This window comes from Nocardioides ungokensis (assembly GCF_013466985.1).
Lineage (GTDB): Bacteria > Actinomycetota > Actinomycetes > Propionibacteriales > Nocardioidaceae > Nocardioides > Nocardioides ungokensis.
The window spans coordinates 567,850-583,424 of the sequence record NZ_CP059164.1 but is presented as its reverse complement, the minus strand read 5'-3'; the positions used below and the strand labels follow the sequence as shown (position 1 = coordinate 583,424).

Genomic DNA, 15,575 nt, shown 5'->3' with positions numbered 1-15,575 from the left:
CCACCCCTGACAGGGCTGCCTGACAGGGCGCTCAACCGTGCGGCTCGTTCACTGTAGGAGTTTGTGAACGCGAGAACAAACCGAGACGACCCGCCGTCCGGGGCCACCCGGCACGCGGACTAGCACATGTGAGAAGGCCCACGCCCGCCGGGGTCGCTCAGGGGTGCCGCGGAGCGGTGAGCGCGATGCGCAGCCGGGTCTCGTCGACCCGCCAGAAGTCGTGCTGGCGGCCGTCGACGAACGTCACGGGGATCTCCTCGCCGAAGCGGTCGACCAGGCCCGGGTCGTCGTCGATCGAGATCTCGGCGTACTCCTCGCCGAGGTCGGCGCAGACCCTCGCCACCACCTCGCGGGCGGCGTCGCACAGGTGGCACCCGGGTCGGGAGTAGAGCGTCACCCGGGGAGCGGCCCCGCTCACTCGAGCAGCCTCGGCGTCCGGCGGCGCTCGATGTTCCGCAGCCGCCCCTTCTGCACCTTGCCGGTGGCCGTGATCGGGAGCTCGTCGACGACCTCGACCCGGCCCGGTCGCTTGAACCGGGCCAGCCGCTCCTCGCAGTGGGCGAGGACGGCGGCCCGCACCGCCTCCGCGTCGGCTCCCGGCGCCCGCACCCAGGCGACCACTGCCTCCCCGGTGGTGGCGTCCTCGACCCCGATCACCGCGGCCTCCGTGACGCCCTCCACCTCGCGGATGACCTCCTCGACCTCCACCGGGTAGACGTTGAAGCCCGACACGATGATGAGGTCCTTGAGCCGGTCCACGAGGAAGAGATCGCCGGAGCCGTCGATGAACCCGACGTCGCCGGTCGCCCACCACCCGTCCGGGCCCGGCCCTCCGGAGCCGTCGGGCCAGTAGCCGCTGAAGAGGTTCGCGCCGGAGATCTCGATCTCGCCGGGGTCCTCCCCGGCCGGGGTGCGGCCCGACTCGTCGACCAGGCGGATCCCGATCCCCGGGAGCGCGGCGCCCACCGAGCCCGGTTGGACCTGCTCGCTGCACAGGGTGCTGGTCACGACCGGCGCGGCCTCGGTGAGGCCGTACCCCTGGTGGATCGGGATGCCGGTGCGCTCGACGAACGCCGCGAGGAGCTCGGGCGAGAGCGGCGCGGAGCCGGAGAGCATCAGCCGCACCGGCCCGAGTCGCTCGGTGAGCTGGTCGATGGAGCGCCAGTGCGCGAAGACCGTCGGGGCGACCGGTACGACGCTGCAGGCCTGGTCCTCGATCAGGTCGAGGGTGCCCTGGGGGTCGAACCGGTCCACCAGCACCAGCTTGGCCCGGTGCCTCAGCACGCCGCCGAGGACCGCGTTGAGTCCGTAGACGTGGAAGAGGGGGAGGACGCCGAGGACCACGTCGTCGCCGTGCATCATCGGCGGCTCGACGCGGGCGACCTGGTCGATGTTGGCGAGCAGCGCCCGGTGGCTGAGCATCGCCGCCCGGGGACGGCCGGAGGTGCCGCTGGTGTAGAGCAGCGCGGCGAGCCGCTCGGGGTCCCGCAGCGGCAGCGAGGTGCGCAGCGGGGCGGACCGCAGCTCCTCGAAGGAGCGCTCCCCCTCGGCCGGGTCCTCGTCGATGACGACCACGCGAGGCACGACGGCCCGGGAGAGCAGGTCGGGGTCGAGGCGGTACTCCCCCGCGATCGCGTGCGCGACCAGGGCGACGGCGTCGCGGACCGGACCGACGGTGTCGGGGTCGACCACGACCATCCGGGCCCCCGAGTCGGCGATCATCCTCGCCAGCTCCCCCGGGGTGGCGCGTGGGTTGACCGGCACGGCCACGGCCTGGGCCCGCAGGACGCCGAGGTACGTCGTCACGAACTCGAGCCGGTTGCCCACCGCGATCAGCACCCGGTAGCCGGCCACGATGCCCGCGGCCCGAGGCCGCCGGCGACCCGGTTCACCTCGTCGTCGAGGCCGGCCCAGGTCAGGCTCCGCCCACCCGCCTCGACGATCGCGAGCTTGTCGGGGCTCTCCGCTGCCGCGTCGGCGACGAGGTCGGCCACGTCGTGCAGCGCCGTGGAGTCTGCAGGCATGTGGGGATACTTCCACACGCTGTGTGCGTGCTGGGGCCGCTCTGCGGGGTCTACGCTGCCGGTGTGAACCCGCATCCCGACAAGAGTCGTCGGCCGCTGAACCTGCAGCTGCGCTCGACCCTCGCGGGTGAGGCCGCGGCGGCTGCCGCCGAGGTGGAGTCCGCGCTGCTGATGCCCGCCGACCCGACGTCGGCGGCGTTCTTCGACGTGGACAACACGGTCATGCAGGGCGCGAGCATCTTCCACCTCGCCCGGGGGCTGCACCGGCGGCACTTCTTCACCACCCGCGAGATCCTGGGCGCCGCGTGGAAGCAGGCCTACTTCCGGATGGTCGGGGTCGAGGACCCCGACCACGTGGCCGACGCGCGCAGCTCCGCCCTGGCGTTCATCGCCGGCCACACGGTCGCCGAGCTCGAGGAGCTCGGGGAGGAGATCTTCGACGAGGCGATGGCGCACCGGATCTGGCCCGGCACCCGGGCCCTGGCCCAGATGCACCTCGACCAGGGGCAACGGGTCTGGCTGGTCACGGCCGCACCCATCGAGATCGCCCAGATCATCGCTCGCCGGCTCGGCCTGACCGGCGCCCTGGGCACGGTCGCCGAGCACGTCGACGGCGTCTACACCGGGCACCTGGTGGGCGACCTGCTCCACGGCCCGGCCAAGGGCGAGGCGGTCAAGGCGCTCGCAGCCCGGGAGAACCTCGACCTGGCCGCCTGCTCGGCGTACTCCGACTCCTGGAACGACCTGCCGATGCTCAGCCTCGTCGGGGACCCGTGCGCCATCAACCCCGATGCCCGCCTGCGCGCCCACGCGCGTCACATGGGGTGGCGCGTGCACGACTACCGCACCGGCCGCAAGGCGGCCCGGGCCGGCCTGCTGTTCGGAGCGGTGGCAGGGGCCGCCACCGGCGCCGTCGCCGCCGGCGTGTCCCTCCGAGGCCGCCGGCACTGAGCCCCCGGCCGGCATTCCGCCACCGACGTGGCGTGGGCCACTCTTTGCCTGTCAACCCTTCCTAGCACGGGTGCGACCGCCGTAGCATGACCGAGGCTTCGGGGGAAGCTGACCGGGAGGGTCTCATCACGATGTCTTGGGACGCCATGGACGTGGCGCGTGGGCTCGACGCCCTGCGCGCAGCCGTCGCCCGGCTCCTGGTGGTCGACCAGGTCGCGGTCGCCGGCGGCCCCCGGCTGCTGATGTCCGAGGCCACCACGGACGGCGGGATCACCTCCGCCACCGGCGGGCCCGACGGGTTCGGGGACGGCGACCTCGCGGCCTCCTCCGAGGAGTCCGAGGCCGACCGCTCCCGCCTGATCGCCCTCGTCGAGCTGGCCCGCGGCGGCGACACCGAGGCGTTCGGCATGCTCTACGACCACTACCAGCCCTCGGTGCACCGGTTCCTCTACTACCGGACCCGGTCGACCACGCTCGCCGAGGACCTCACCTCCGAGACGTTCTTCCGCGCGCTGCGGAGCATGACCGGCTTCCGGTGGCAGGGCAAGGACTTCGGCGCCTGGTTGATGACCATCGCTCGCAACCTCGCGACCGACCACTTCAAGGCCGGGCGCACCCGGCTGGAGCACTCCACCGAGGACATGGGGCTCCACGACGACGCCACCGAGGGTCCCGAGGAGACGGTGCTCGCCGGGCTGACCAACGAGATCCTGCTGGGGGCGCTCCAGCAGCTGCCCGTCGAGCAGCGCGACTGCCTGATCATGCGGTTCCTCCAGGGCATGAGCATCGCCGAGACGGCTGCCGTCCTGGACCGCAGCGACGGTGCGGTCAAGCAGCTCCAGCTGCGCGGGGTGCGCAACCTCGCCAAGCTGATGCCCGAGGGGATCCGCGAGTGATGCGCACCCTCCAGGCCCCGTCGTCGGCCCCGTCGTCGCCCCCGCCCCCGCCGCCTTCAGAGGCGCCGTAACCTCGCCCGCCACCCCGTCGTTGGAGTGCGTGTCGAGGCACACCCGGGGGAGCGACACGCACGACATGACGACAGGACAGATCCGATGAAGCCCGTGTTCGCGGCGCAACGACGCGCCGAGGAGTTCGCAGCCCTGGTCGAGGACCCCTCGGCCGCGGGGCCGCACGACGCACGGTACTCCCAGCTGCTCGAGCTGGTCGCCGCCATGAGCGAGGCCCCCGCCCCGCAGGCCCGGCCCGAGTTCGTCGCCGACCTCCGCGCCCGCCTGCTGGCCGAGGCCGAGACCGCCCTGGTCCCGCCGACACCAGCCGCCTGACCCTCCCGCCCCGACGTCCGGCCCGCGAGCGCCGGCTCGCCGTGGCTGTCGGCGGGCTCGCACTCGTCGGGGCGACCACGTCCATGGCCATGGCCGCCCAGAGCTCCCTGCCCGGGGACGCGTTGTACCCGGTCAAGCGGGCGATCGAGGACGTGCGGACCGGCATCAGCGTCGGCGAGGGCCAGAAGGGCGCCATCGTGCTCGCCCACGCCAACGACCGTCTCGACGAGGTCACCCGACTTACCAACGGCGACCACCCCGAGGACGACCTGGCTGTCGCCGACACCCTCAACGACTTCACGGACCAGGCCGCGCAGGCCTCCGACCTGTTGCTCGGCGACTACGACCAGACCGGCAACCAGGCCTCGATCGACGAGCTGCGCGCCTTCACCAAGAACAGCCTCGACGAGCTCACCGCGCTGGAGTCGGTGGTGCCCGCCGACGCGCGCGACGAGCTGATGCACGCCGCGCAGGTGCTGATCTCGATCGACGACGCGACGCACCAGGCCTGCCCGTCCTGCGGGGGCGGCGGCATCACGCAGATCCCGCCGATCTTCACGCCGACCTCCGCCTCCACCGAGAACCCCTTCTCCACGCAGCAGGCGCTCGGCGGCCACGGCCGGCACCGGCACGACGGGTCGAAGGGCAAGGGGGGCCAGGGCGGCAACCCGAGCCTGCCGATCCTCGGACAGGGTGCGCTCCCGCCCGGCAGCGTCACCGACCCGATCACGGGCGGCAGTGGCGGTCCGACCGGCGGCACCACCTCCGGCTCGCCGACCGACCCGATCACCTCGCTCACCGACGGGCTCACCGGTGGCGGCTCCCAGCCGACGTCCAGCCCGGACGTGCCCGGCGTGAAGGACACCGTCAAGGACGTCAAGAACGACGTCGGCCAGATCCTCGACGGGACCACGGACACGGTCGACGGCGCCCTGCCCTGAGCCGACCTGCCCCGGAGCCGACCTGCCCTGAACCGTGCTCAGCGGAAGACGGACTGGCGCTTCATCAGCAGCGAGTAGAGCGTCTGCTGGATGGTCTCGCGCACCTGGTCGGTCACGTTGAAGACCAGCATCGGGTCGTCAGCGGCGCCCGCGTCGAAGTCGTCGGTGCGGATCGGCTCGCCGAACTCCAGCAGCCACTTGGACGGCAGCGGGACCAGCCCCAGCGGCCCGAGCAGCGGGAAGAGCGGCGTGATCGGGATGTAGGGAACCCCAGCAGCCGCGCCAGGGACGGGATGTTGCCGACCAGCGGGTAGATCTCCTCGGCGCCGACGACTGCCAGCGGCACGATCGGCACCCCGGTGCGCAGCGCCGCCGACACGAACCCACCGCGGCCGAAGCGCTGGAGCTTGTAGCGCTCGGAGTAGGGCTTGCCGATGCCCTTGAACCCCTCGGGCCAGACACCGACCAGCTCGCCGCCGCGCAGCATCCGCTCGGCGTCCTCGTTGCAGGCCAGGGTGGCGCCACCCTTGCGCGCCATGGTGCTGACGACCGGCAGCTTGAAGACGAGGTCCGCGCCGAGCGGCCGCAGGAACCGGCCGGTGTGGTCGTGGATCGACACCATCGTCATCAGCCCGTCGACCGGGACGGTGCCGGAGTGGTTGGAGACGACCAGGGCGCCCCCGTCGGTGGGGATGTTCTCGGCCCCGCGCACCTCGATGCGGAACCACTTCTCCGCGATCGGGCGCAGCGCCGCCATGAAGAACTGCTGGGCGATCTCCTGGTCGAAGCCGTACTCGTCGACCTGGTAGTCGCCGGTCACGCGGCGGCGCAGGAAGGCCAGGAAGCGGGCCAGCTGCGGCTCCCACTGCTCACCGAACACCTCGCGGGCGGCGTGCTGGAACGCCGAGAGCCAGTCGGAGGTCGGGATACCGCTCAGCGGACCGCGGTCGCGCGTGGTGACCGGGGCCCGGCCGGGCTCGACGTCGACGGGCGCGGTCTCGGTGGGCTCCTCGGTCACAGGCTCCTGCGGCGCCGTGTCGGATGTGGGCTTGCGGGCCGTGAGCGGCGCCGGCTTGCCGCCGGTGGCGAGGCTGCGCGCCGCGGACGAGGGCTGCTTGCCGGTCCCGCGGCCGGGACGGCCGCGGGTGCCGATCGGGATGATCTCGGCGTCACCCATGTCGCGCTCCGATCGAGGTCTGGACTTCCGGCAGGGCACGGGCGACCCGCTCGAGCGCCTTGTCGGACAGGCCCCCAGTGGGCGGCAGCACCGACCCGAAGTCGGCGAACGCCTCGGAGCTGGTGAAGGTCGGCTCGAACCCGAGCACCTGGCGCATGGCCCGGGTGTCGACGCCGCGGCCGTAGGTGAGGAACGCGAGCTGCTCGGGCGAGAAGTCGGCGACGCGGGCCGAGCGGAGGGCGGAGCCGAGCGAGCCGACGGCGAAGGCCGGCATCGGCACCGAGGGACGCTGCAGCCGGCGGATGGCCTGGGAGAGCATCAGGATGCCGTCACCCGCGACGTTGAACGTGCCGGGGATCTCGTGGGCGACCGCGTGCCGTAGCGCAGCGAGGAGGTCCTTCTCGTGCAGGAACTGCAGCCGGGGATCGTGCCCGAGGACGGTCGGGATCACCGGCAGCCGGAAGTACGACGTGATCGGGCTGTTCACGTCGGGCCCCACCACGTTGGCGGCACGCAGCATCGTCACGCACACGTCGGGGCGACGCCGGCCGAAGCCACGGACGTAGCCCTCGATCTCGGCGACGTCCTTGGCGTATCCCGCCCGCGGCGCCCGCCGCGGCTCCATGTCCTCGGTGAACATGGCGGGGTCGCGGCTGCTCGCGCCGTACACCGTCGTCGTCGACTTCACCACGAGCTGCTGCAGGCTCGGCGCCTTCTGGCACGCCGCCAGGAGCTGCATCGTCCCGATGACGTTGAGCTCCTTCATCGTGTTGCGGCCGCCGGCGCTGCCGGGCGTCGCGATCACGCTCATGTGGACGACGGTGTCGACGTCCTCCTTCGCGATGATCTTCGCGATGACGGGGTTGCGGATGTCGGCGCGGACGAAGGAGACGTCGCCGAGGTCACCGCGCGGCGGGACCACGTCCACGCCGATCACACGCTCGACGGCAGGGTCGGTGGCGACGGCTCGTGCGAACCGCCGACCGAGGTCGCGGGAGACCCCCGTGACGAGGACTGCTCTGCCGACCCTGCCCATCGCGCGAAGGGCCTACTTGCCGAGCTTGCGGCGCTGCACGCGCGTCTTCTTCAGCAGCTTGCGGTGCTTCTTCTTGGCCATGCGCTTGCGCCGCTTCTTGATGACAGAACCCACGGGATACCTTTCACAATGCTGTGTCGTCGCACCGGGAGAACACCGGAGGACCCGGACAGCCTATAGGCCCGCGCGAGACGGGCGGAATCGAGTGGACCGAAGTCCACCATGTGGGTGTTGTATGCGCAGCGAGGCTGCCCGATCAGCCGGCGTTGAAGAAGCTCTTGCGGAGGTACTCGTTCGCGTCCTCCTCGCGGACGCGGAACGAGCGGCCCACGCGGACGGCGGGTAGCTCGCCGTTGTGGACCAGGCGGTAGACGGTCATCTTGGAGACGCGCATCATCGCGGCAACCTCGGCAACGGTCAGGAACTTCGCTTCGGAGATGTCCCCGGACGAGTTGGTAGCCATCGTGCACCGACTTTCTTTGCGACGCGCCACAGGCTTCCCCACCAGTGATTGCACGCGTCGCGCACGGTGAGAATAGAGCCTGATGTGACTCGTGGGGAAGAGGTTAACCAAAGCAACTTGCGTGACTTCGGCGTGTCCCCTTGCACTCCCCCACAATTGTTTACTTGAGTCCCACTGTTGCACGTTCAGGGGAGCGGATCGAGCCCATGCCAGGGGAAGATCTCCATCCGCGTCGCATGAATGGCCCGGTCTAGCCAGGTCTCGGGGTCGTAACCCTCCGACCAGTCGCGCCAGGCGATGGTCCGTCCGTCGGTCAGGCGGTACGGCGGCGTCCGGCCCAACGACTCCCGCACGTAGGCCCGCCAGCCCTCCGGGGTGTCGGTCTCGGGGTCGAGCGGATGCCCGGCGACAACCGCGAGCAGGTGGGTCCATGCCCGGGGGACGACCTCGACCAGGGCGTAGCCACCGCCGCCGGTCACCACCCACCGGCCACCGGCCACCTCGTGGGCCAGGTCGTGCAGGGCGAGGTACGCCGCCCGCTGGCCGTCCACGGTCAGCATCAGGTGGGCCAGGGGGTCCTCGATGTGGGAGTCACAGCCGTGCTGGGTCACCAGCACCTCGGGATCGAACTCCCGCAGCAGCGGCGGCACGACCGCGTGGAAGGCGCGCAGCCAGCCCGCGTCGCCGGTGCCCGGCGGGAGTGCGACGTTGACCGCGCTCCCCCGAGCCTCGGGGCCTCCGACGTCGTTGGGGAAGCCGGTGCCGGGGAAGAGCATCTGCCCGGTCTCGTGCAGGCTGATGGTGAGCACCCGCGGGTCGTCCCAGAAGATCCGCTCGACCCCGTCGCCGTGGTGCACGTCGATGTCGACGTACGCGACCCGCTCGGCCCCCTGGTCGAGGAGGTACTGGATGCCGACCGCCACGTCGTTGTAGATGCAGAACCCGCTGGCCCGGTCGCGCATGGCGTGGTGCAGACCACCGGCGATGCTGACCGAGTGCAGGCTCTCACCGGTCCAGACCTGTCGGAACGCCTCGACGGTCGCGCCGACCACGTGGGCGGCCGCGTGGTGCATGTCGCGGAAGGTCGGGTTGTCGTCGGTGCCGAGCCCGAACTCCTCGTCCAGGACCCCCGGCGTCGTGCCGGCCCGGACCACCGCCTCGATCAGGCGAGGGTCGTGCACGGTCGCGATCCGGGCCTCGTCCGCGATCGGGGCGGGCACCATCCGCAGCCCGTGGTCCAGCACGCCGAGCTCGTCGGCCAGGCGCATCGTGAGGTCCACCCGGATCGGTGACATCGGGTGCGCGGGCCCGAAGTCGTACTCCGTGAGCGACTTGTCGAAGACGACCGTCGCCGGTCCGGGGCACGCGGGCATGGGGGCACCGTACCCGGGAGGGAGGGCGCACGAACCGTCGCGCCACCCCGTGGCGCCGTGCCACACTGGAGTCGTGCTGACGAACCTCCCGGCCCTGCGCGCCGGTCAGTGGTGGCCCGCCTGACGGCGGACCACGTTCGAAGCACGCACCTTCACCGGCCGCCCCACGAGGCGGCCGTCTGCGTCTGTCGATCCCGACACCCCACGGTCGTCCCGGGGCCTCACCCCAGGAGAACGACCATGACCACCACCCTCTCGCTGCTCACTCCCTCGGGACGGCTGACCCTCGGCAACCTGCTCGGCGCGCTGCGGCCGATGTCCCGACGCCAGGAGGACGCCTACTACGGGCTCTCGGACCTGCACGCGATGACCACCACCCACGACCCGGACCTGTTGCGGTCGCGGACCTTCGAGATGGCCACGTTGCTGCTGGCCGTGGGGCTGGACCGGGCGACGCTCTTCCGGCAGAGCCGGGTGCCGGCCCACGCCGAGCTGGCCTACCTGCTGGAGTGCACGGCGTACACCGGTGAGCTGAACCGGATGGTGCAGTTCAAGGAGAAGGGCCGCGGCGTCGCGGCCACCCGGGTGTCGCTCTACACCTATCCAGTGCTGATGGCGGCCGACATCCTGCTCTACCGGCCTGCCGTGGTCCCGGTGGGCGACGACCAGCGTCAGCACGTCGAGCTGACCCGCGACCTCGCGGTCCGCTTCAACCGGGCCTACGGGGAGGTGTTCACGGTCCCGGAGATCACCACGCCGTCGGCAGGCGCCCGGGTCATGGACCTGGCCGACCCCACCCGGAAGATGAGCAAGTCGGCCGACGCCGCCGGGTCGATCTTCCTGCTCGACCCGCCCGACGTGGTCCGCCGCAAGGTGTCGCGCGCGGTCACCGACTCCGAGACCGGACCGTCCGCGGTGCGGCCGGACCGGGAGTCCAAGCCCGGCGTGACCAACCTGCTCGAGATCCTGGCCGCCTGCGGCGGTTCGGCAACGGGGATCACGACGTACGGCGCCCTGAAGAAGGCGGTGACCGAGGCGGTCGTGGCCGAGCTCGAGCCCGTCCAGAAGAGGTACGGCGACCTGGCGGCGGACCCGGCGTACGTGACCGAGGTGTACGCCGCCGGGGCGGCCCGCTGCCGCGAGGTCACCGCCCCGGTGCTGGCGGCCGCCCAGTCGGCGATCGGGCTGGGGTGAGGCGCGTCAGTCCAGGAGCGCGGCCCGGACGACGTGGGCGGTCTCGAGCGGCCGCTCCAGGGAGGGCAGGTGCCCCGCCCAGGGCAGCTCGACCAGCTCGGCGTCCGGGAGCACCCGCGCCAGCTCGCGCGCGGTCTCGACGAAGAACGGCAGGTCGTGGGCGCCGGCGACCACGGTGACCGGCATGGTCAGCCGGTCCAGGTCGACGGGGAGCTCGGCGTTGGCCACGTCGCCGGCGGCGATCTGGCTCTCGAGGATCCCGCGCTGCATCTTCCACAGCAGCTCGCGGGCGTCCTCGGTGGCGTCGGGCCCCAGGAACGTGGCGACGATCAGGTCGGTGGCGGCCTCGAGGTCACCGGCTTCCACGAGCGCGCCCTCCTCCCGCCAGACCGCACGCAGCCGGTCGTCCGGTTCGGCGACCTCCGCGAGCGGGTCGATGAGGACGAGCCGCTCCACCCGGTCCGGGGCGGCGGTGGCGACCTGCAGCGCCACCCAGCCGCCGTAGGACGCGCCGACGAGGGCATACCGCTCGAGGCCCAGCTCGTCGAGGAGCGCGAGGACGTCCCCGGCGTCGGAGTAGGACGCGCCGGGCTCGAGCGGGGTGGGGCCGTAGCCGCGCAGGTCGCACCGCACGACCGAGTGGCCCGGGACCAGCTCGGAGACCTGGACGTCCCACATCCGCAGGTCTGCCACGCCGGCGTGGAGGAGGACGACGGCGGGGCCGGAGCCCTCGGAGCGGTGGTGAAGGGTGGTCATGGGGCGATCGTTCCAGCCCGGCGGCGTCGGGTGCACCCCGGTTTCGGCTCAGTCGACGGATCCCCGGCCGATGAAGGCGGCGATCACCCGCCCGAGCTCGGCCCCCGCGTCCTCCTGGAGGAAGTGGCCCGCGTCCTCGATCACGGGGTGGTCGAGCCCGCGGGTCCCGGGGACGAGCTTGCGCAGCACCGGGGCCATCGCGCCGGTGATCGGGTCGCCGTCGCTGAACGCCGTCAGGAACGGCTTGTCCCAGCGCGTCAGCACCTCCCAGGCCGCGCGGTTGGCCTCGGTGGCGGGGTCGTCGGGTCGCGTCGGGACGAGCGTGGGCATCACTCGGGGCCCGGCCTTCGAGGCCTCGTCGGGGAAGGGGGCGTCGTAGGCCGCGCGGGTGGCGTCGTCGAGCCCGCGCCCGCAGCCGGCCGCCACGAGGCGACCGATGTCGAGCACTTCGGCCTTCTCGACCGCGTTGCGGAACATCCACCAGACCTCGGGCATGTCGAAGTCGCCGGTGGGCAGGCCGGTGTTGGCGGCGACGACCCGAGCGAACCGGTCGGGGTGCTCGGCCACCAGGCGCAGCCCGATCAGGCCTCCCCAGTCCTGGCCGACCAGGGTCACCTCACGCAGGTCGAGGTGGTCGTGGACCAGGGCGCGCACCCACTCCACGTGGCGGGCGAACGAGTGGTCGGCCTGGCTCAGCGGCTTGTCGGAGCGGCCGAAGCCGACCAGGTCGACGGCGACCGCCCGGACGCCGGCCTCGGCGAGGACCGCCATGACGTGGCGGTAGAGGTAGGACCAGGTGGGTTCGCCGTGGAGCAGCAGCGCCGCCGGCCCGTCGGCCGGCCCCGCCTCGACGTACGCCATCCGCAGGGTGCCGCCGTCGCCGTCGGGCACCTCGGCGTACCGCGGCTCCCACGGGAAGTCGGACAGGTCGGCGAAGCGTTCGTCGGGGGTGCGGTAGGTCTGCATGCCGGCCAGTCTGGCAGTGGGTTCAGCTGCCCTCGGCGAGCGCCCGGGACCGGTCGCGGGCGGCCTCCATGGCGGCGAGGAACGCCGCGCGGACCTTGTGGATCTCGAGCTCGCGCAGCGCGGCCGCGGTGGTGCCGGCCGGGGAGGTGACCTGCTCGCGCAGCACCACCGGATGGGTGCCGGTCTCGCGGAGCATCTTGGCCGAGCCCACGACGGTCTGGACGACCAGGTCGGTCGCGGTCGCGCGCGGCAGGCCGAGGTGGACGCCCGCCTCGATCATCGACTCGACGACGAAGAAGATGTAGGCCGGGCCGGAGCCGGAGATGGCGGTGACGGCGTCCTGCTGGCGCTCGGGGATGCGCAGCACGCGGCCGACCGACGCCATCAGTGCCTCGGCCTCGGCGAGGTGGTGCTCGTCGCAGTGCGACCCCGGCGAGATCGCGGCCATGCCCTCGTCGACCAGGGCGGGGGTGTTCGGCATGACCCGGACCACCGCCACTCCCTCGGGGACGTGGGACTCGATGAAGCCGGTGGTGATGCCGGCGGCCAGCGAGACGACCAGCTGGCCGGGGCGCAGCTCAGCGGCGATCTCGCTGAGGAGGTCGCCCATGTCCTGGGGCTTGACGACCAGGGCGAGGGTCTCGGCCTTGCGGGCCGCCTCGACGTTGGAGACGACGGCGACGCCGTACCTGTCCTCGAGCTCCTTGGCGCGCTCGGGTCGCTTCTCCCCGACGAGCAGGTTGTCGACGCGGCGGCCGGCGCGGACCAGCCCCGAGAGCAGCGTCTCCCCCATCACGCCGGCTCCGAGGATGGCGGTCTGGGGCTGCTGCGTCATGGGGCTGCTCCTGGGTCTACTTCTTCGAGATCAGGGACTTCACGAAGAATGACAGGTTCTGCGGACGCTCGGCGAGCCTTCTCATCAGGTAGCCGTACCACTCGAGGCCGTAGGGGATGTAGACCCGCATCGACTCGCCCGACTCCGCCAGGCGGCGCTGCTCCTCGGGGCGGATGCCGTAGAGCATCTGGAACTCGTACGACCCCTGCGCCCGCCCGTAGCGGCTCGCGAGCGAGGAGGCGATCTCCACCATGCGGGGGTCGTGCGTGGCGATCATCGGGTAGCCCTGACCGGCCAGCAGCACCTTGAGGCAGCGCACGTAGGACTTGTCGACGTCGAGGCGGTCCTGGAACGCGACCGACTCGGGCTCCTTGTAGGCGCCCTTGCACAGCCGGACCCGCGAGCCCTCGTAGGCCAGCGCCCGGCAGTCGGCCTCGGTGCGGTGGAGGTAGGCCTGGAGCACCGCGCCGGTCTCGGGGAAGTCCTTGCGCAGCTCGCGCAGGATCGCCAGCGTCGAGTCGGTGGTGGTGTGGTCCTCCATGTCGAGGGTCACCGTGGTGCCGGCGTTGCGGGCGGCGCGGCAGATGGTGCGGGCGTTCTCGAGCGCGACCTTGTTGCCGTTCTCGGGCAGCGCCTGGCCGATCGCCGAGAGCTTGACCGAGACCTCCGCGTTGCGCGTCAGCCCGCGGGCGGCCAGCTGCTGCAGGACGTCGAGGTAGGCCGCGACCGTCGCCTCGGCCTGCTCCACGTCGAGCGTGTCCTCGCCGAGGAAGTCCAGGGTCGCGCGCAACCCGTGGTCGACCAGCCCGGCGGTCGCGTCGACGGCCGACTCGGTCGTCTCACCGGGGACGTAGCTGGTCACGATCCCCGAGGAGACGGGCATCGTGCTGACGAGCTTCTTGACCTTTTCGCTGCGGGCGAGCAGCAGGATCGGCTGGCGGAGCAAGGACATGCGGCACAGGTTACGCCGTGCCTCCGGAAAGCCACGAAGTGGCGAGGACCCCCGGGAGCCCGTCGCCGGGTGCCCCGACGGGCCTCCCGTCAGGGGGTACGCCGGCGCAGGGTCGCCGCGCCGAGGGCCAGCCCCGCGACCGCGAACCCGGCCACCACGGCGACGTCCTTCCAGACCTCGGCGGTGGTGGCGCTGGTCGTGAGGTGCTGCATCGCGTCCACGGCGTACGACAGCGGCAGGACGTCGCTGACCGCGTGCAGGAAGTCGGGCAGCAGCTCGCGCGGGACCAGCAGCCCGCACAGCAACAGCTGCGGGATGACGATCGCCGGCATGAACTGCACCGCCTGGAACTCGGTCCGGGCGAACGCGGAGACGAACAGGCCCAGCGCGCTGCCCAGGACCGCGTCGACGACCGCGACCACGGTCAGGAGCCAGAGCGGGCCGGCGACGTCGAGGCCGAGCAGGCCGACGCTGACGGCGACCGCCAGCACCGACTGGACGGCGGCGACCAGACCGAACGCCAGGGCGTAGCCGACGAGGAAGTCCAGCTTGCCCATCGGCATCGCGAGCAGCCGCTCCAGGGTGCCGGTGGACCGCTCCCGCAGCGTCGTCACGGAGGTCACCAGGAACATCACGATCACCGGGAAGATCGCCAGCAGGGCGGGGCCGATGCGGTCGAAGAGCTGGGGGTCGGCGTCGTTGTAGATCCACCACAGCAGCGAGATCAGCAGGCAGGGCAGGGCCAGCAGCATGGCCACCGTTCGGGGGTCCCGGCGCAGCTGGGTCAGCACCCGGTGGGCGACGGCGAGGGTGATCCGGAGCTTCATGCCGCGTCCTCCCTCACGATCGCGAGGAACGCCGACTCGACGTCGTCGACACCGACCCGGGCCTTGATCTCCGCCGGGGTGCCGTCGGCGATGATCCGGCCCTCCCGCATCAGCAGGAGGCGGTCGCAGCGCTCGGCCTCGTCCATCACGTGGCTGGAGACGAACACCGCGACGCCGTCCGCGGCCAACCGGTGGAACAGCGACCAGAGGTCCTCGCGGAGCACCGGGTCCAGGCCGACCGTCGGCTCGTCGAGCACCAGCAGGTCGGGCTTGTCGAGCAGCGCGACCGCGAGGCTCGCCCGGGACTGCTGCCCGCCGCTGAGCCGTCCGACGACGTCGTTCCGGTAGTCCTGGAGGTCGACGGCCTCGATGGCGCGGCCCACCTCCTCGCGGTCCGTGCCGAGCACCCGGGCGAAGAAGCGGAGGTTCTCCGCGACCGTGAGGTCGTGGTAGACGCTCACCGCCTGGGTGACGTAGCCGACCCGGTCGCGCAGGGGTCGGCTGCCCGCGGGGCGGCCGAAGATCTCGACGGTGCCGCCCCGGACCTGCTGGACGCCGACCAGGCAGCGCATCAGCGTCGACTTGCCGCACCCCGACGGACCGAGCAGCCCGGTCACGCCACCACCGATGGTCAGGTCGAGGCGCTCGAGGACCGTGTGCACCCCCCGGACGACGTGGAGGTCCCTGATCTCCACCGCGTTTTTCATCATGTGTTGAATTATGCGCACAGACCCGCGCCCGGGCAAGGGGTTGTCAGGCATTCCCCTCGCCTGTCGGGCGGTGCACAGGCCGACAAC

19 protein-coding genes are annotated in these 15,575 nt (G+C 72.0%); 5 read left to right on the top strand and 14 right to left on the bottom strand.

Translation table 11 applies throughout. The features are described 5' to 3' along the window. Positions 1 to 157: 157 nt before the first annotated feature. The 3 genes from H0S67_RS02945 to H0S67_RS24275 are packed head-to-tail and all read right to left on the bottom strand — an operon-like array spanning position 158 to position 2,024. The gene (locus H0S67_RS02945; RefSeq protein WP_180935382.1) at positions 158 to 418 is read right to left on the bottom strand and encodes a glutaredoxin family protein; all 261 of its coding nucleotides are present in this window, start codon (positions 416 to 418) and stop codon (positions 158 to 160) included. Next, on the bottom strand, positions 415 to 1,854 hold the full coding sequence (locus H0S67_RS02940; RefSeq protein WP_246355071.1) for an AMP-binding protein: 1,440 nt from the start codon (positions 1,852 to 1,854) through the stop codon (positions 415 to 417). The genes H0S67_RS02945 and H0S67_RS02940 overlap by 4 nt, the downstream gene beginning before the upstream one ends. Beyond that, positions 1,833 to 2,024, bottom strand: a complete 192-nt coding sequence (locus tag H0S67_RS24275; RefSeq protein WP_246355070.1) for a hypothetical protein — start codon at positions 2,022 to 2,024, stop codon at positions 1,833 to 1,835. Before H0S67_RS24275 ends, H0S67_RS02940 begins: the two co-directional genes overlap by 22 nt. A 63-nt stretch (positions 2,025 to 2,087) precedes the next feature. Between H0S67_RS24275 and H0S67_RS02935 the strand changes: the two genes are divergently transcribed. The 4 genes from H0S67_RS02935 to H0S67_RS02920 all read left to right on the top strand — a co-directional run bounded on the left by H0S67_RS02935 (position 2,088) and on the right by H0S67_RS02920 (position 5,199). Further along, positions 2,088 to 2,975: an HAD family hydrolase gene (locus tag H0S67_RS02935; RefSeq protein WP_180935381.1), complete on the top strand. Its 888-nt coding sequence runs from the start codon at positions 2,088 to 2,090 to the stop codon at positions 2,973 to 2,975. Positions 2,976 to 3,106: 131 nt separating this feature from the next. Further along, positions 3,107 to 3,871, top strand: coding sequence for a sigma-70 family RNA polymerase sigma factor (locus H0S67_RS02930; protein ID WP_180935380.1), 765 nt, complete (start codon positions 3,107 to 3,109; stop codon positions 3,869 to 3,871). A gap of 156 nt (positions 3,872 to 4,027) precedes the next feature. Next, entirely contained in the window at positions 4,028 to 4,258 is a 231-nt protein-coding gene (locus H0S67_RS02925; protein WP_180935379.1) for a hypothetical protein, read from the top strand. Positions 4,259 to 4,347: 89 nt separating this feature from the next. Continuing rightward, positions 4,348 to 5,199 carry a DUF5667 domain-containing protein gene (locus tag H0S67_RS02920; protein WP_180935378.1) on the top strand — a complete coding sequence of 284 codons (852 nt, stop codon included), beginning with the start codon at positions 4,348 to 4,350 and terminating at the stop codon, positions 5,197 to 5,199. Between the two features lie 112 nt (positions 5,200 to 5,311). Here the strand turns inward: H0S67_RS02920 and H0S67_RS02915 are convergent, their stop codons facing one another. From H0S67_RS02915 to H0S67_RS02895, 5 genes are all read right to left on the bottom strand, one after another. Further along, positions 5,312 to 6,376: a lysophospholipid acyltransferase family protein gene (locus H0S67_RS02915; protein WP_343050306.1), complete on the bottom strand. Its 1,065-nt coding sequence runs from the start codon at positions 6,374 to 6,376 to the stop codon at positions 5,312 to 5,314. After that, positions 6,369 to 7,412, bottom strand: coding sequence for an NAD-dependent epimerase/dehydratase family protein (locus H0S67_RS02910; RefSeq protein ID WP_180935377.1), 1,044 nt, complete (start codon positions 7,410 to 7,412; stop codon positions 6,369 to 6,371). The genes H0S67_RS02915 and H0S67_RS02910 overlap by 8 nt, the downstream gene beginning before the upstream one ends. A gap of 12 nt (positions 7,413 to 7,424) precedes the next feature. After that, complete coding sequence (locus tag H0S67_RS02905; RefSeq protein WP_008356322.1) at positions 7,425 to 7,526, bottom strand: 30S ribosomal protein bS22; 102 nt, start codon at positions 7,524 to 7,526, stop codon at positions 7,425 to 7,427. Between the two features lie 142 nt (positions 7,527 to 7,668). Then, positions 7,669 to 7,875, bottom strand: a complete 207-nt coding sequence (locus H0S67_RS02900; protein WP_180935376.1) for a helix-turn-helix domain-containing protein — start codon at positions 7,873 to 7,875, stop codon at positions 7,669 to 7,671. Between the two features lie 185 nt (positions 7,876 to 8,060). Continuing rightward, complete coding sequence (locus H0S67_RS02895; RefSeq protein ID WP_180935375.1) at positions 8,061 to 9,248, bottom strand: acetoin utilization protein AcuC; 1,188 nt, start codon at positions 9,246 to 9,248, stop codon at positions 8,061 to 8,063. Positions 9,249 to 9,488: 240 nt separating this feature from the next. Here H0S67_RS02895 and trpS point away from each other — a divergent pair, with 240 nt between their 5' ends. Continuing rightward, entirely contained in the window at positions 9,489 to 10,442 is a 954-nt protein-coding gene (trpS, locus tag H0S67_RS02890; RefSeq protein WP_180935374.1) for a tryptophan--tRNA ligase, read from the top strand. Between the two features lie 6 nt (positions 10,443 to 10,448). On the opposite strand, the gene H0S67_RS02885 is transcribed toward trpS, so the two are convergent. The 6 genes from H0S67_RS02885 to H0S67_RS02860 form a co-directional block, all read right to left on the bottom strand. Then, on the bottom strand, positions 10,449 to 11,198 hold the full coding sequence (locus tag H0S67_RS02885) for an alpha/beta fold hydrolase (protein ID WP_180935373.1): 750 nt from the start codon (positions 11,196 to 11,198) through the stop codon (positions 10,449 to 10,451). A gap of 48 nt (positions 11,199 to 11,246) precedes the next feature. Then, on the bottom strand, positions 11,247 to 12,164 hold the full coding sequence (locus H0S67_RS02880; protein ID WP_180935372.1) for a haloalkane dehalogenase: 918 nt from the start codon (positions 12,162 to 12,164) through the stop codon (positions 11,247 to 11,249). A 22-nt stretch (positions 12,165 to 12,186) separates the two neighbouring features. Further along, positions 12,187 to 12,999, bottom strand: coding sequence for a pyrroline-5-carboxylate reductase (gene proC, locus H0S67_RS02875; RefSeq protein WP_180935371.1), 813 nt, complete (start codon positions 12,997 to 12,999; stop codon positions 12,187 to 12,189). Positions 13,000 to 13,015: 16 nt separating this feature from the next. Further along, the gene (locus tag H0S67_RS02870) at positions 13,016 to 13,951 is read right to left on the bottom strand and encodes a proline dehydrogenase family protein (protein WP_219635447.1); all 936 of its coding nucleotides are present in this window, start codon (positions 13,949 to 13,951) and stop codon (positions 13,016 to 13,018) included. A gap of 89 nt (positions 13,952 to 14,040) precedes the next feature. After that, positions 14,041 to 14,778 carry an ABC transporter permease gene (locus H0S67_RS02865; protein ID WP_180935370.1) on the bottom strand — a complete coding sequence of 246 codons (738 nt, stop codon included), beginning with the start codon at positions 14,776 to 14,778 and terminating at the stop codon, positions 14,041 to 14,043. After that, positions 14,775 to 15,488 carry an ABC transporter ATP-binding protein gene (locus tag H0S67_RS02860; protein WP_180935369.1) on the bottom strand — a complete coding sequence of 238 codons (714 nt, stop codon included), beginning with the start codon at positions 15,486 to 15,488 and terminating at the stop codon, positions 14,775 to 14,777. Before H0S67_RS02860 ends, H0S67_RS02865 begins: the two co-directional genes overlap by 4 nt. Positions 15,489 to 15,575: the final 87 nt, after the last annotated feature.